This window comes from Yersinia frederiksenii ATCC 33641 (assembly GCF_000754805.1).
In the GTDB taxonomy this organism is placed as follows: Bacteria; Pseudomonadota; Gammaproteobacteria; order Enterobacterales; family Enterobacteriaceae; genus Yersinia; species Yersinia frederiksenii.
Genome location: NZ_KN150731.1, coordinates 1303945 through 1318397 on the forward strand (window position 1 = coordinate 1303945; position 14453 = coordinate 1318397).

Below are 14453 nucleotides of genomic sequence, written 5' to 3' on the forward strand. Positions count from 1 at the left end.
TATGGAAGGAGTTGTTGAACGTGCATGCCAGTAATCAAAATGACGGGAAGACCCGGACATCCCACTTTGGCTTAATCTTTATCCTGGGCCTGCTGTCGATGTTGATGCCCCTGGCGATTGATATGTATCTGCCTGCCATGCCCACCATTGCGCAAGAGTTTGGCGTAGAGAGTGGCGCGGTGCAGATGACTTTGAGTGCGTATGTGTTGGGGTTTGCCATCGGGCAGATGTTCTATGGGCCGATGGCTGATAGTATCGGGCGCAAGCCGGTCATCTTCTGGGGGGCGCTAATCTTCGCACTGGCGGGTATGGCCTGTGCTATGGCGCAGTCGATTGAGCAATTGATTAACATGCGTTTTTTGCATGGTTTGTCCGCCGCCGCCGCCAGCGTAGTGATTAATGCATTGATGCGAGATATGTTCACCAAAGATGACTTCTCCCGCATGATGTCTTTTGTTGTCTTGGTGATGACTATTGCGCCACTATTGGCCCCAATTATTGGTGGTGCACTACTGGTGTGGTTTAGCTGGCATGCTATTTTCTGGACTATGGCGGGTGCCGCTTTGGTCGCGGCGATACTGGTTTCACTGTTTATCAAAGAAACCTTACCGCAAGAGAAGCGACAGCGGTTTCATTTGCGCACCACTATCGGCAATTTCGCGACCTTATTCCGTCATAAGCGGGTACTGAGCTATATGCTGGCCAGCGGCTTCTCTTTTGCCGGAATGTTTTCATTCTTAAGTGCCGGTCCCTTTGTTTATATTGAGTTAAACGGCGTTTCTCCGCAGAACTTTGGCTATTATTTTGCGTTGAATATTGTCTTTTTATTCTTGATGACATTGATAAATAGTCGCAATGTTCGCCGCTTCGGCGCACTGAAAATGTTCCGCTTTGGCATGTTAGTCCAACTGGTGATGGGTGTCTGGTTGCTGGTGGTATGTGCAACCGGGCTGGGGTTCTGGGCGCTGGTATTGGGCGTGGCGGCTTATGTCGGCTGTATCGCGATGATCACCTCAAATGCCATGGCCGTTATCTTGGATGATTTCCCACATATGGCGGGTACGGCTTCTTCTTTGGCCGGAACGTTGCGCTTTGGTATCGGCGCAATAGTGGGAACGCTATTGTCGATGGCACCATCACGTAGTGCCTGGCCAATGGTGAGCTCAATGGCCTTTTGCATAATTGTCGCCATGCTGCTGTATCTTTATGCCAGCCGTCCACGCAAGTGTGCGGTAAAATAAGGAATAAAGAGATATAAAGAGGAGGGGCTCCCGAGAGCTCCTTTCATACCTCTTATTTATTGATTAACATTTTGCTCATATTTCCTTTCTGCTTTTCCCGTCACTTCATTAAATATCACTCTAATAGTCACTAAAAAGCACACAATTATTGCGCCTCATCAATATAATAAGCATGCATATCATTATTTATTGCATAGTTATGTTTGACGCCATATTGTTAACTTTTTGAGCGATGAAATAAAAAAGTTGAAGCTGTCATAACATGATTTTTATCTGTTATGCGTACTCATAAAAGAGTGATTGATATCATTGAATATATATATTTATCAATTAATTAAATGGATTTTGTTTGCGTATGTTAACCTTGCTTTGTTCTTGAAATGTAAAATGTTGATTGGTATTAAGTAACATCTTTGCAAGAAAAATGGTTGAGATAGCCGCCATAAAGGTATAAATATAACAAAAAATGGGATCTAAATCCCAAACCAGCAGTCCCGTGCTTGGCATTGGTGGCTGAATCAAGGTTAGAGACAGCACAAAAAATAGCATTGTGAATTTTTAGTTTCTAAATTGTTATCAATGTTGTGTTTTGATAGAGGTTGAATCAGGCACAATGGCAACTTAGCAGCTATAACTTTAGTAAGTGTGAGTCATTGTGGTGCTTTTATGATTTCTTGAATTTTTATTTTTGACTAGGAAAAACACGTGAATAATATCCAACTTTCGGTAGTACATCGTCTGCCGCAAAGTTACCGTTGGTTATCTGGATTTATTGGTGTGAAAGTTGAACCGATACCGCTGACGGCGATAGACGAGACCAATAATGACCTCATGGGGCTGAAATTACTTAGCCACGATGGTAAACACGCGCAAATTATCATGCAGCGGTTACATCTCTCGTTACAAGAGATACAGGTAGATTCTGCGATTGTTGAGTGGGAAGGCGAGCCTTGCTTATTTGTTCACAATCAAGATGAAAGTGCCACCATATGCCGCCTGAAAGATGTTGGTGTGGCTATTGCTGAAACCATGACGGCACTTTATCCCTTCTGATACGCTATCGAGCACTCGTTAGCGGTCTTTCGTCAGCGCAGTTTGTCACGCAAATATGCTGGCGCTTTTTTATGTCTTACTACCTGATTTACAAAGGATCAATCTGCAAATTGTAGCAGTTGCTGGGTATATTGCTGCTTGGGCGCGGCAAATATTGCCTGGCAGTCACCTTGCTCCACCACCTCACCTTGTTTTAACACAATCACCTGATGACAGAGCGAACGAACGACTTGTAAGTCATGGCTGATAAACAGGTAACTGAGTTGGTAACGTTGCTGCAGGGATTTCAGCAAAGCCAGAATTTGCGCCTGTACTGATTTATCCAGTGATGAGGTCGGCTCATCCAGAATCAGCAATTGAGGTTGCAAAATGAGTGCTCGCGCAATAGCAATGCGCTGGCGCTGCCCACCAGAGAACTCGGTTGGGTAGCGGTAGCGGCTCACCGGATCCAGCCCAACTTCTTCCATTGCCTTAATTACCCGCTGCTCACGGTGTACTGCACTGAGTTTCTGATGCACTTCCAGCCCTTCAGCAATGATTTGCTGCACATTTAAACGTGGGTTTAGTGCCGAGTAAGGGTCCTGAAATACCACCTGAATGCGGCTACGATAAGGCAGCATCTGTTTTGGCGAAAAACTGTGTAGCGGCTGACCGTTAAACCATATCTCCCCTTTAGAGGGCAGTAAGCGCAGCAATGCCAGCCCGGTAGTGCTTTTTCCTGAGCCAGATTCTCCCACCAGACCTAAACTTTCACCGGGCTTTAAATCAAAGCTGAGATCTTTCAGCGCATAGTGATGAGAAACCGTCCGGCGCAGTAAGCCACGCTTAATGGGAAAAGCCACTTGCAACCCTTTAACTTGCAATAAGGGTTGCAGGTTCATGGGCAGTGGCAATGGGTCGCCCTGTGGCTCGGCATCCAATAATTGGCGGGTATAGGGGTGCTGTGGGGTGTTGAACAGTGTCTGCCGGTTATTTTGCTCAACAATACGACCTTCACGCATCACAGCAACGTTATCTGCCAGACGGCGCACAATATTCAGGTTATGAGTGATAAACAGTAAACTCATGCCCATCTCTTGCTTTAATTCTTTCAGCAAACTCAAAATCTGAGCCTGAACCGACACATCCAGCGCGGTGGTCGGTTCATCGGCAATCAGCAATTTGGGTTGGGTCAACACCGCCATGGCAATCATGACGCGCTGACGTTCCCCACCAGATAACTGATGCGGGAAATCAGCCAGCCGGCCTTTGGCATTACGAATTCCCACCCGGTCAAGGCACTGAATAATCTCCGCTCGAGCTGCTTCCTGACGCATTCCTCGATGCAGGGACAGAACTTCAGCCAACTGTTTCTCAATGGTATGCAATGGATTCAGTGAGACCATAGGTTCTTGAAATATCATTGAAACCTGGTCGCCACGGATACTGCGTAATGTCGGCTCATCAGCATGTAGCAGTGATTTTCCGGCAAACAGAATATCACCCGTTGGGTAGACCACTGGCGGTGAGGGCAATAAACGCAATATTGATAAGGCGGTAACACTCTTGCCGGAGCCCGATTCCCCCACCAAGGCCATTGTTTCGCCCGGCGCGACCTGCAATGACAGTTCGCTGACCACTTGACGTTCAACACCTGCCTGACGAAATGCAACGCTGAGATTCTGAATATCCAGGAGTGGAGAGGTTGCCATATCAGTACACCTTACTTGGGTCAAAGGCGTCACGCACTGCTTCGCCGATAAAGATCAACAGAGATAACAGCACGGCCAATACCAGGAATGCGGTGATCCCAAGCCAGGGCGCTTGCAGGTTATTTTTGCCTTCCAATAACAGCCCACCCAATGAGGGAGAACCCATTGGCAAGCCAAAACCAAGGAAATCCAGTGAGGTTAGAGTGGTAATAGAACCACACAGAATGAAGGGTAAGAAGGTCAGCGTGGCCACCATGGCATTAGGTAGCATATGCCGCGACATAATAACCCGGTCACGTACCCCCATGGCACGAGCCGCACGGATATAGTCATAATTTCGCGTACGCAGAAACTCTGCCCGCACCACACCCACCAAGCCCATCCAGCCGAATATCACGGTAATACCTAATAACCACCAGAAATTTGGTTGCACGATGCTGGACAGTAAAATCACTAAAAATAGGGTTGGCATACCCGACCACACTTCAATAAATCTCTGACCCCATAGGTCAACTCGGCCACCGTAATAGCCTTGTACTGCTCCAGCGCAAATCCCAATCACGCTGGAAAACAGCGTCAACGTCAGGCCAAATAACAGCGAAATACGGAATCCATAAATGATTTTCGCTAACACGTCGCCACCGGTGCTGTCCGTCCCCAATAAATTGGTACGGCTAGGGGGCGAAGGGAAGGGCACATCAGTGGCAAAATTAATGGTGTTATTGCTAAAACGGATAGGCGCCCAGATGGCCCAGCCATTATCTTTAATTCGATCAATGACATAGGGGTCTTGATAATCGGCGGCAGTGGTTAAAATGCCGCCAAAGGTCGACTCACTGTAATTAGTCATAAAGGGCATATAAATTCGCCCTTGATAGCTCACCAGCAGCGGTTTGTCATTGGCGATAAGCTCGGCAAACAAGCTAATAATAAACAGTGTCAGAAAAATCCACAGCGACCAGTAGCCACGGCGGTTCTGACGAAATCGCCCCCAGCGGGCCTGATTAATAGCACTTAGCCGTATCATTATTGCCGGCCCTCAAAATCAATCCGTGGGTCAACCAAGGTGTAGGTGATATCGCTGAGAATATTCAGCAGCAAACCAATTAGGGTGAAAATATAAAGAGTGCCAAACATTACCGGGTAATCGCGCTGTAAGGTGGCGTCATAGCCCAGTAACCCTAAGCCATTCAATGAAAACATCACCTCGATCAACAGTGAGCCGGTGAAAAACATACTGATAAAGGTGGCGGGGAAACCGGCGATCACCAGCAACATGGCATTGCGAAAGACATGGCGATAGAGAATTTTTTCTTCGGGTAGCCCTTTGGCGCGCGCGGTGACGACATACTGCTTGCGGATTTCGTCGAGAAAGGAGTTTTTAGTCAGCATGGTCAATGTGGCAAAGCCACCAATCACTGTGGCCAATACCGGTAAAGTGATATGCCACAAATAGTCGGTTATTTTGCTGTACCACGGCAGAGTATCCCAATTACTGGAAACCAGTCCGCGCAGCGGGAATAAATCGAAATAGCTGCCGCCGGAAAACAGCACTACCAGCAAAATAGCAAACAAAAACGAAGGGATAGCATAGCCGATAATAATTAAGGTGCTGCTCCATGTATCAAAAGCAGTACCACTTCGCACCGCTTTTTTAATCCCCAGAGGAATGGAAACGATATAAATTATCAGCGTGCTCCATAGTCCGAGAGAGATGGACACCGGTAGACTGTGCTTAATCAATGACATGACCGATTCGCCACGAAACAGACTGTCGCCAAAATCAAAGCGCACATAGCTCCATAACATATCGAAATAGCGTTGGTGCAGTGGTTTGTCGAAACCAAAGCGCTGTTTGATTTCAGCAATGACTTCCGGGTCTAATCCGCGTGAGCCGCGATAGTTACTGTCGCCTACTTGGGCTGCATTCAAGCCCACCTTCGCGCCGCCTAAACCGGCATCACCGCCACCGGCGGTATAGCCACTGGAATGGCCCAGTTCAATGTTGGCTATCGCCTGATCAACTGGCCCGCCAGGGGCGATTTGCACAATAAAAAAGTTAATAGTAATAATCGCCCACAAGGTGGGAATGACCAGCAATAACCGCCGTAACAGATATACGCCCACAACTGCCCCCTAGTGACGTTCTGCTGGCAGGCGAGCTGCCTTGTTGACATCAAGCCACCAGCTATCAAACCCTAGCGAATAAGTGGGGCGTTCCGCAGGCATTGAGAACTTATCCCAGTACGCAAAGCGGGTATGATTGGAATACCACATCGGAATCATCAAGTAATTCCAAGTCAATACGCGATCAAGGGCACGCCCCAGAGACCGCAAGGCCTCGGGCTGTTCCTGGTGTTTGATAATCTGTTCAATCAAGTGGTCAATAGCCGGATCTTTAATGCCGGAAGCATTATAACTGGAATCAATATAGGCCGAGCTCCACAAGATTTGTAGATTTGGACTAGGGTACGGGAATGCACTGTAAACGGTCGGGATCATATCGTAATCACGACTGCGTAGGCGGTTAACAAATTGTGAGCTGTCAACCTCACGGATATTCATGGTGATGCCCAAACGCTGCAAATTATGTTTGAACGGCTGAACATATTGGAAGTTACTGCCACTGAGTAACAGTAATTCAAACTCAAAAGGTTTGCCGGTTTTGCTATTAACCAATTGCTGATTTTTCACTTCCCAGCCAGCCTCACTCAGTAATTCGCGCGCTTTTAACAGATTATCCCGCGAATCACCGCTGCCATCGGTTTGTGGTGGCTGATATATTTGTGTAAATACCTCTGGCGGTATTTTGCCTTTAAGCGGCGCTAACCAAGCTAATTCAGCACTGTCCGGATAACCTGTTGCGGCATATTCGGTATTCTGGAAGAAGCTATTAGTACGCTGATAGCTGTTGAAATAGAAGGCTTTATTCATCCAATCAAAGTCAAACGCCAATGTGAGTGCCTGACGAACTCGGCGGTCACTAAAAATAGGGCGTTGGACATTAAAAGCCAACCAGCGGGTATTTTGCGCCGAGTTATCAACGATATCCTGTTTCACGATATAGTTTTTTGCAAAGTTGCCCCCCACATACTGTGTCGCCCAACTTTTTGGTGAGGTCTCTTCACGGAAATCAAACGCTCCGGCTTTAAAGGCTTCCAGCGCGACTTTATCGTCTAAATAATAATCATAGCGGATGGTATCAAAATTATACTGACCGCGATTGACGGGTAAGTTAGCCGCCCAATAATCTCTGACCCGCTCATAGGTAATAAACTGACCCATTTTATATTTACCAATACGATAAGGGCCGCTGCTGATGGGCGGTTTACTCAGTGGATCACTGAGTTTATGGTTTTTCCAAAAATGCTCAGGCATCACCGGTAAACCAAATAGACCCAGCATTTTATCTTTATTAGGTTCCGGGAATTCAAAACGTACAGTCAGACGAGAAATAGCTTTTACCTGCACGCCTTTATAGACGATGCGAAATTGCGGTACACCCTCGGTCATGAATTTATTGAAAGTGAAAGCGACATCTTGCGCGGTAATGGGGGTGCCATCATGGAAACGGGCATGGGGATTGATATCAACTTCAATCCAGTGAAAGTCCGGGGCAAAACGCGCTGACTCGGCAATTAATGGGTAATAGCTACCAATCTCGTCATCCGAGGTCGTAAATAGTGAGTCATATAGCCGCTCAGTCCGCATCGCTGGATTGCCACGCAAGGCATAACGGTTAAAGTTATCAAAGGTACCAATAGCAGATAGTGTGATATCACCGCCTTTAGGAGCGGCCGGATTAACATAATCAAAATGGCTAAAATCTGATGAGTATTTAGGTTCGCCCAGTATGGCAAAAGAGCTGCCTTCTTTAATAGTTTCAGCCTGTAGGCCAAAACTTAGGGCCGAAAGTGCTAAGGCAGCAAGTAGGCGTAACAACATATTGGTGGTGATCTCCTGCTGTTATTCGAATTGTTATACTCTAAATGAAATTACCAGTTTGCAAGGGTAAAGCAAACATTAAGCCAATGAGTTTTTGTTACGAATTCTGTTTATTACAAAACTTGGCTAAATCCTCAACAGACAACGGCTTGCTAAGTAAATAGCCTTGCAAGTAGTTAACCCCATGTTGGGCCAAATACTGTAGTTGTTGCTCCGTTTCAACGCCTTCAGCAACAGTCTCAATATTGAGGTTTTGCGCCAACATTAATACAGCATCTAATACCGGTGCCGCGACCGTATTAATGCCGATGGTGCTCACAAAGCCACGATCAATTTTAATATAATCTAATGTAAAACGTTCTAAATAGATCAGCGCACTGTGCCCGGTACCAAAGTCATCTACCGCGATTTGTACCCCTTGGGAACGTAACCAGGCGAATTGCTTAATAGCTAATTCTTCTTCAACCATGCCACGTTCGGTAATCTCGAATACCGGAGAAAAAATATCGGTATTTAATTGCTGCAACATGTGTGAGACATCTTTACGGAAGCCATCATCAGCAAGATGCACTGGGGAAATATTGAAGGCAAGCTTTGTTCCAGCAGGAACGTAATCTTCCATTAATTTACTGTCATTGATGATTAATTCAAATAAATGTCGAGTCAGTGGCTGAATCAAATGCTGAGCTTCTGCATACGGAATAAAGAGATCCGGGGAAATTATCCCTTCAATGGGATGTTTCCAACGAATAAGTGCCTCGAGGCCTGACATAGTGCGTTGATGTGAACGAAATACTGGCTGATACACAATGAAGAACTCACCACGCCGAATACCGCGCAGAATTTCAGCTTCAGCACTTTGACGGGTAATCAAAATATAATATGCCAAGATACCGACTAAACCTGAAAGTAGCAGGCCGCCTAATAGGCTCATGCGAATATCATCCGCAGTTAGGCTCGTGTGATAAATCAATATTTTGATTGGGTAGCCGGGTAATTGTACCTCATGTGAGGATCTGGACGGTAATTGGCTGACTGGTATGACTTTAGAGCCAAAGGTAGTTATCGCCAAATCATCAATAACAATAGCTAAGTTATTAACTTGGTTTTCAGCTGAGTTCAGCAAGAAATAAGGATGCAAGGTTAATTCTAGTGTTGCTAATACCCCGGAGTTACCCCGCCCAGCCTCACGCAACCAAACTCCAATTGCCGGCTTACTCGGCATCATGGGAGTACCTTGCTGAATTTTAAAATCTAAAGGTTGGTATAAGTTAATTTTAGGATATAACGCACTGACTGGTGAGTGCATTTCACCCGTAGCTGAAGAACAATAAGTAATATCGTCATGAACCAATAAGAAAGCTCTGACGCCATTGGTAAATGCAGCTCGGTAGTGCAGTGCTGAACTGGCTTGTTCACATGTCTTTGTGCTTTGTGGGATAAGCTGAGACATCGTTGTCGTCAGTTCATTAAGGAACTTAGATGAATAGGATATAATATGTTCACTTTGTGTTGTTAATTTACGCTCGCTGCTGCGATAAAGTAATGACAACGTAATAACAACAAAACAAATAAAGAAACAGAGTGCGAGGATGACACTTTTTTTTACAAGGTGGCGTCTGGATAAAATATTGCGGGAGAACGTACTGTTTGAACCCATGTTACGTCGCTCCTCAGCATGATTGATATAGTGTTATGAGTATAAGTAAGTTGGCAGCACAGCGCTACCGGTTTGCTAGTCCGCAATATTGGCATTAATAAGCTTATCGATTTGAAATCCATCCAAATATAAAGAATAAAGGTGCATGTAAAATGCATCAAATAAGTGGTTCAGGCATTCAAATTTGTACTGATGTGTATATTCAGGAATATATATATCAGTAAAACAAATTTTCAGCTTATTAACACAATCTACTTAATTCTAGAAAGGAGAATCGTTGGTTGATATGTCTTAGTGCCAGAAAACTCTTGGTCAAGCAGGGCGAATTTTACACAGAAATTTCTTGAATTTCGCGGTTCTTAAAAAAAAAAGACATTTCCTACAAATGGGAAGGAGAAAGAGGTAGTCATAGAAAGCAGATATAAAAAACGCCGCTAATGCGGCGTTTCATAGTTTCGTTTGGCATCTCGAACAACAGGAATAAAAATCAGTTAGCTGCGCGAACCGCTACTTAGTACTCGGCGTCCATCGCGATAACGCTTATTCCAATAATCTTCATTAAGGCTCGATATAGTCACACCGACACTGGTCGATGCATGAACAAATTTATCGTTACCTAGGTAGATACCAACATGGCGTCCAGTCGAACCCGCTCGGAACAGTACTAAATCACCGGGACGTAACTTGGTACGTTGAATTTTCTTGCCAAGATCCTGCTGCTCAGATGTCGAGCGTGGCAAATCCATACCAAATTGTTCACGGAAAGTGGTTTGTACAAATGCGGAACAATCAATACCGCGTTTGGTGCTACCGCCTAAACGATAACGAACGCCTTTCCACCCTGCATACTGTTCTAAAATTTTTGACTTGACGTCAACGTTGCGCACCATCGCTTCGAATTCATCCTGAGAGGCTTGCAGTAAAAGCCCATCTTTGTCATTAACTGCACGCATCTCAGCTTGCGTATTATGTAAGTTCGAAGTCTGTGGTGAACTACACGCGGATAACATTACCGCTGCTGCAACTGCAGGAATGACCCGCAGAATATATCTCATAATAGGTTGAGACTTGACCATTGTTGTTGTTTTCCCTTGCTGTCCTTACGACGGATGTCGCTACCAAAAATGCCAAACGAATCGAGATTATTGATTGTGGTCTGATGAGACAATCACTTAACCAAATAAATGTGCAGGAACGCACAATATTAATCAGGACAGTGGTGAAATGCCGGTATCCGAGCACAAACGTTTTTGAGACTACCGTAATAGTTAATAAAAGGCGAGAGCTTTTATAACCATTACTTTACCAAATGTTAATGAAACTTAATGTGTGATATTAAAAACGAGATGGTTAATTTTGTTGCCGCGTGGTGATCGTAAAGGAAGGAACACGTTAATGGTCGTTGGAGCAAAAAATAGACTTTTGCCCCAACATAAAAGGGGGGCAAATTACTTCTTTATGAATCCAGGCAGATTCCGATTAATGAAATCAATGGCTTTATCGCCGAGCGGTGTCAGCAGTACCCAGCTTGTCCCAACCAGAACTACCGAAAGAGAGCCAACCGCAATATCAGTAAACCAATGCGCGCCAATCATCACTCGCGGCATCGAGAAGACAATCATAATCAATAAGGCGATGGCAAAAGCACGGCAGGAAAAATAGCGCAACATAAAGCAGGCAAAGATCATCAACATCATGCCATGATCGCCAGGGAAACTGTCACCAGAGGCGTCTTTGGTTGGAATACCGGTTAACTCACTGACGCGATTAATATTCTCAAACACCAGTGTTGGGCTGGGATGTGAAACGGGCAACATGTGGCCTAACTGGTTGAGAATAACCGCAGTCAACAACATGACAAACCCGGTGACTATCAATCGACGACGACCTGCGGGGGCTTCTTTTATATAAAAGTATAAATAAAGCAGGCCCATACACATTAGGGAAATAACATCAAAAGCTCGATTGTTGGTGAGCGCCACTAAATGCAGAAAGGCAGGGCTAGAGAGCAGATGCTGGTTAAAATAGAAGAATATTGCCGAATCTATCTTAAACCAAAAACCGTGGTTTTCCGGGATGTACCAAGACAAGAACAGAGCAATCCCAAGTAAGTTGAGCAGTAAAATTGTCGGTAAATTACGACGGGTCATGCGGCGGCCTATACTATAAATTGTGTAATGAATAAAAATCGGGGCATATCATACCCCTTTATTTAACCGGATATTCAGTAATTCATGCTGTAGTGCATTCCAATCAGCTTCATGCGCGCTAATCAGTTCAATCCGGCTATCTAGCGGGGGGATTTGACGAGTTTCTATTTGTAGGTCATTCCCTTGTTTGTTAATCACTAATGTTCCCTCGGTGATACGCATCACTCCCTTTACCCGCTCGACTGGATTTAATCGTACCCATTCCAATAGTGGAACTGTATCAAATACGGTATTGGCATTAAATACCCAGCCACAGCTAAGATAACCTTGACCTTTATTCAGTGCACGACGCCAAGGTTCTACCCCTTTCAAACTTAATGCTGCCAACCCATGTTGTCGGGTTGATCCGTGGTGATGTGCGCCGTTAGGTAATTCATCATTATTACTGTGTGGTATATCGAGCAGGGCAACATCAATTTTCCCTTGTTCCGCATAATAGAGTGGGCGTGATGTGGGTTGCTGCTCATGCCATTGTTGCAATGTGGCGTAATCTGTTGTGCTGTAAGTATCCTGTTTATTCGCCACCAGGATATCTGCGGCAGCCAATTGGTCGCGGAAATTTTCATTCTTGGTATAGCGAGACTCACTCAATTGGCGAGCATCCAGCAAGCTCAAGGTGGCTCGCAGATCAATCCATGGTTGATAAATATCCGAGGTCAATAAAGAGAGAATTTGTTTGGGGTGGCCTAATCCGGTTGGCTCAATCAGCAAACGATCAGGTTTTGCCTGTTGTAGCAACATATTCAAACCAACTTGCATTGGCAGACCATTAACACAACACATACACCCACCAGGTATTTCTTTTAATACTGCTCCGCTCTGCGCTAATAGCGCACCATCAATACCTATTTCGCCAAATTCGTTTACCAACACAGCCCACTTTTCATGTTCCGGCTTTTGTGCCAACAAATGACGAATAGTGGTGGTTTTTCCACACCCCAAAAATCCGGTAATCAAGTTGGTTTTTGTCATATGGATTCTCCGCAATGAAATTTTTTTTTAATTAGCTATTAAGTTAATGGAATTTTAGCCGTTGTTATTAGAGGAGGATAGAACCACACATAGGCTAATTATTAAACGCAAAATGCCAAAATTAAGAGTATTTCCTAGGAAATTTCAGATCATCGCCTAATGGCGGCCCTGAGAGACGAAATATAATTAGCTTATTCCGAGGATTTTAGTGAGTTATAGACGGGATAGGGCAATAAAAAAAGCTCTACCATTCCTATTGCTTACGCTGAAATCCTCTATCTTTAAAATGACAGATATGAAAGTCGAGGTGTTTATGAGCAATTATCGAGTACTAATTATCTTAGCGATAATGTTTTCGTGGGTAATATCTTTTTCTGCAAGTAGTGCGCAATCTACCCTGTCTGTTTCAGGAACAATCACCTTTTCCGGAGCCATTGTAGACAGTCCATGTGATACCGCATTAGAAGACCAAACAATAACAACTCGCTGTTATCGTAATGGTGAAACACTGACTCAACGACAAACTCTCTCACATAATATGCCTCTGACTTCCCGATTACCCGGTAATTTAGCCTCTTCCCGTCTGGAATGGTTGAATTCACAACGTAGTCTGGGAATTTTAACCTTCACTTATCTCTAATACATCAGTTTGTGTTGTTTATATCTGTGAATATTTACCTCTGTAGAAACCTACTTCTATAAACACGACTTATCTTGGTGATAAGTCGTGTTAGCTCACCAGATTTTTTACCCTCAAGAAGTTATTTGACCACAATGAAATTGTGTGACCACATGATATACTCAGTGCTATTCAGATACTCTTTGGTCAGGCCAATTTGGTATTATCAACGCCAATGCCCGATGCAGGAAATAAGGCTATGCGGTTATATCAGGAAGTGGGCAGTCAACTGCGTGCAGCGATTGTCAGTGGTCAATATAACGTAGGCGATCGTTTACCGCCTGAGCGCGATATTGCCGAAAATTTCAGTGTCAGCCGTAGTGTAGTGCGTGAAGCGCTGATTATGTTGGAACTGGAAAAATTGGTAGAAGTGCGTAAAGGCTCTGGTGTTTATGTGGTCAATGTCCCTGAGATGTTGGCAGGGGGAGAGTCTGCCGCTTCAACCGACAGCGGTTTTGGCCCGTTTGAGCTATTGCAAGCTCGTCAGTTACTGGAAAGTGAAGTTGCTGCTTTTGCTGCTATGCAAGCCACTAAAGCCGATATCATCAAAATGCGCCATGCCATCGAGCAAGAAAAAACCGCTTTAGAAGCGGGGGCGGTGGATGAAAGTGCGGATGAACTGTTTCATTGCCTACTGGCTCAATCGACACAAAATAGCGTGCTGGCCAATATGGTTGCAGAGGCTTGGCAGGCGCGGAAAACCAGCGCAATGTGGCTAGGAGCTCATGGTCATACTGTTGATTTCAGCTACCGCTGGCAGTGGCTGGAAGATCATCAGAAAATCTTGCAAGCTGTGTTGCGCCGTGACGGTAAGGCAGCTAAGCAAGCTATGTGGCAGCATTTGGAAAATGTAAAACTGAAATTGTTGGAGCTTTCTGATGCTGACCATCCAGATTTCGATGGCTATTTATTTGAGTCTGCACCGTATCAGTTGGAAGAGTAAACGCTCATTGAGTCATTAGAATATTGGCTGGATAACAAGCATAAATGTCATCCAGCCAA

At 44.9% G+C, this 14453-nt stretch carries 12 protein-coding genes; 4 read left to right on the forward strand and 8 right to left on the reverse strand.

Annotation, left to right across the window (positions count from 1 at the left end):
- The first annotated feature begins 20 nt into the window (after positions 1-20).
- Entirely contained in the window at positions 21-1241 is a 1221-nt protein-coding gene (locus tag DJ58_RS15835) for a Bcr/CflA family multidrug efflux MFS transporter (protein ID WP_004710854.1), read from the forward strand.
- Between the two features lie 705 nt (positions 1242-1946).
- Positions 1947-2294 (forward strand): YejG family protein, encoded by a 348-nt coding sequence (locus DJ58_RS15830; RefSeq protein WP_004710851.1) that lies wholly within the window; start codon positions 1947-1949, stop codon positions 2292-2294.
- A 98-nt stretch (positions 2295-2392) separates the two neighbouring features.
- On the opposite strand, the gene yejF is transcribed toward DJ58_RS15830, so the two are convergent.
- The 8 genes from yejF to DJ58_RS15790 form a co-directional block, all read right to left on the reverse strand.
- Positions 2393-3985 (reverse strand): microcin C ABC transporter ATP-binding protein YejF, encoded by a 1593-nt coding sequence (gene yejF, locus DJ58_RS15825; RefSeq protein ID WP_004710850.1) that lies wholly within the window; start codon positions 3983-3985, stop codon positions 2393-2395.
- A gap of 1 nt (position 3986) precedes the next feature.
- Positions 3987-5012 (reverse strand): ABC transporter permease, encoded by a 1026-nt coding sequence (locus DJ58_RS15820; RefSeq protein ID WP_032911522.1) that lies wholly within the window; start codon positions 5010-5012, stop codon positions 3987-3989.
- Positions 5012-6112: a microcin C ABC transporter permease YejB gene (locus DJ58_RS15815; protein ID WP_004710849.1), complete on the reverse strand. Its 1101-nt coding sequence runs from the start codon at positions 6110-6112 to the stop codon at positions 5012-5014. Before DJ58_RS15815 ends, DJ58_RS15820 begins: the two co-directional genes overlap by 1 nt.
- Positions 6113-6121: 9 nt before the next feature.
- Positions 6122-7930 (reverse strand): extracellular solute-binding protein, encoded by a 1809-nt coding sequence (locus DJ58_RS15810; protein WP_004710847.1) that lies wholly within the window; start codon positions 7928-7930, stop codon positions 6122-6124.
- Positions 7931-8027: 97 nt separating this feature from the next.
- A complete protein-coding gene (locus tag DJ58_RS15805; protein ID WP_032913206.1) occupies positions 8028-9590 on the reverse strand; it encodes a cyclic di-GMP phosphodiesterase in 1563 nt (520 codons plus the stop codon).
- A gap of 491 nt (positions 9591-10081) precedes the next feature.
- Positions 10082-10666, reverse strand: a complete 585-nt coding sequence (gene mepS / locus DJ58_RS15800; RefSeq protein ID WP_032911521.1) for a bifunctional murein DD-endopeptidase/murein LD-carboxypeptidase — start codon at positions 10664-10666, stop codon at positions 10082-10084.
- 372 nt (positions 10667-11038) lie between these two features.
- Positions 11039-11740, reverse strand: a complete 702-nt coding sequence (locus tag DJ58_RS15795) for a phosphatase PAP2 family protein (protein WP_004710843.1) — start codon at positions 11738-11740, stop codon at positions 11039-11041.
- 48 nt (positions 11741-11788) lie between these two features.
- A complete protein-coding gene (locus DJ58_RS15790; protein WP_004710841.1) occupies positions 11789-12772 on the reverse strand; it encodes a CobW family GTP-binding protein in 984 nt (327 codons plus the stop codon).
- A gap of 313 nt (positions 12773-13085) precedes the next feature.
- Here DJ58_RS15790 and DJ58_RS24105 point away from each other — a divergent pair, with 313 nt between their 5' ends.
- Both DJ58_RS24105 and DJ58_RS15780 read left to right on the forward strand, forming a co-directional pair.
- On the forward strand, positions 13086-13412 hold the full coding sequence (locus DJ58_RS24105; RefSeq protein ID WP_032911535.1) for a fimbrial protein: 327 nt from the start codon (positions 13086-13088) through the stop codon (positions 13410-13412).
- Positions 13413-13650: 238 nt separating this feature from the next.
- The gene (locus DJ58_RS15780) at positions 13651-14394 is read left to right on the forward strand and encodes a GntR family transcriptional regulator (protein WP_032911520.1); all 744 of its coding nucleotides are present in this window, start codon (positions 13651-13653) and stop codon (positions 14392-14394) included.
- The last annotated feature ends 59 nt before the right edge of the window (positions 14395-14453 follow it).

Bases quoted from the DNA above. Each gene is read 5' to 3' on its own strand.
- yejF (WP_004710850.1), bottom strand. From the start codon at position 3,985: ATGGCAACCTCTCCACTCCTGGATATTCAGAATCTCAGCGTTGCATTT.
- DJ58_RS15820 (WP_032911522.1), bottom strand. From the start codon at position 5,012: ATGATACGGCTAAGTGCTATTAATCAGGCCCGCTGGGGGCGATTTCGT.
- DJ58_RS15810 (WP_004710847.1), bottom strand. From the start codon at position 7,930: ATGTTGTTACGCCTACTTGCTGCCTTAGCACTTTCGGCCCTAAGTTTT.
- DJ58_RS15805 (WP_032913206.1), bottom strand. From the start codon at position 9,590: ATGGGTTCAAACAGTACGTTCTCCCGCAATATTTTATCCAGACGCCAC.
- mepS (WP_032911521.1), bottom strand. From the start codon at position 10,666: ATGGTCAAGTCTCAACCTATTATGAGATATATTCTGCGGGTCATTCCT.
- DJ58_RS15795 (WP_004710843.1), bottom strand. From the start codon at position 11,740: ATGACCCGTCGTAATTTACCGACAATTTTACTGCTCAACTTACTTGGG.
- DJ58_RS15790 (WP_004710841.1), bottom strand. From the start codon at position 12,772: ATGACAAAAACCAACTTGATTACCGGATTTTTGGGGTGTGGAAAAACC.
- DJ58_RS24105 (WP_032911535.1), top strand. From the start codon at position 13,086: ATGAGCAATTATCGAGTACTAATTATCTTAGCGATAATGTTTTCGTGG.
- DJ58_RS15780 (WP_032911520.1), top strand. From the start codon at position 13,651: ATGCGGTTATATCAGGAAGTGGGCAGTCAACTGCGTGCAGCGATTGTC.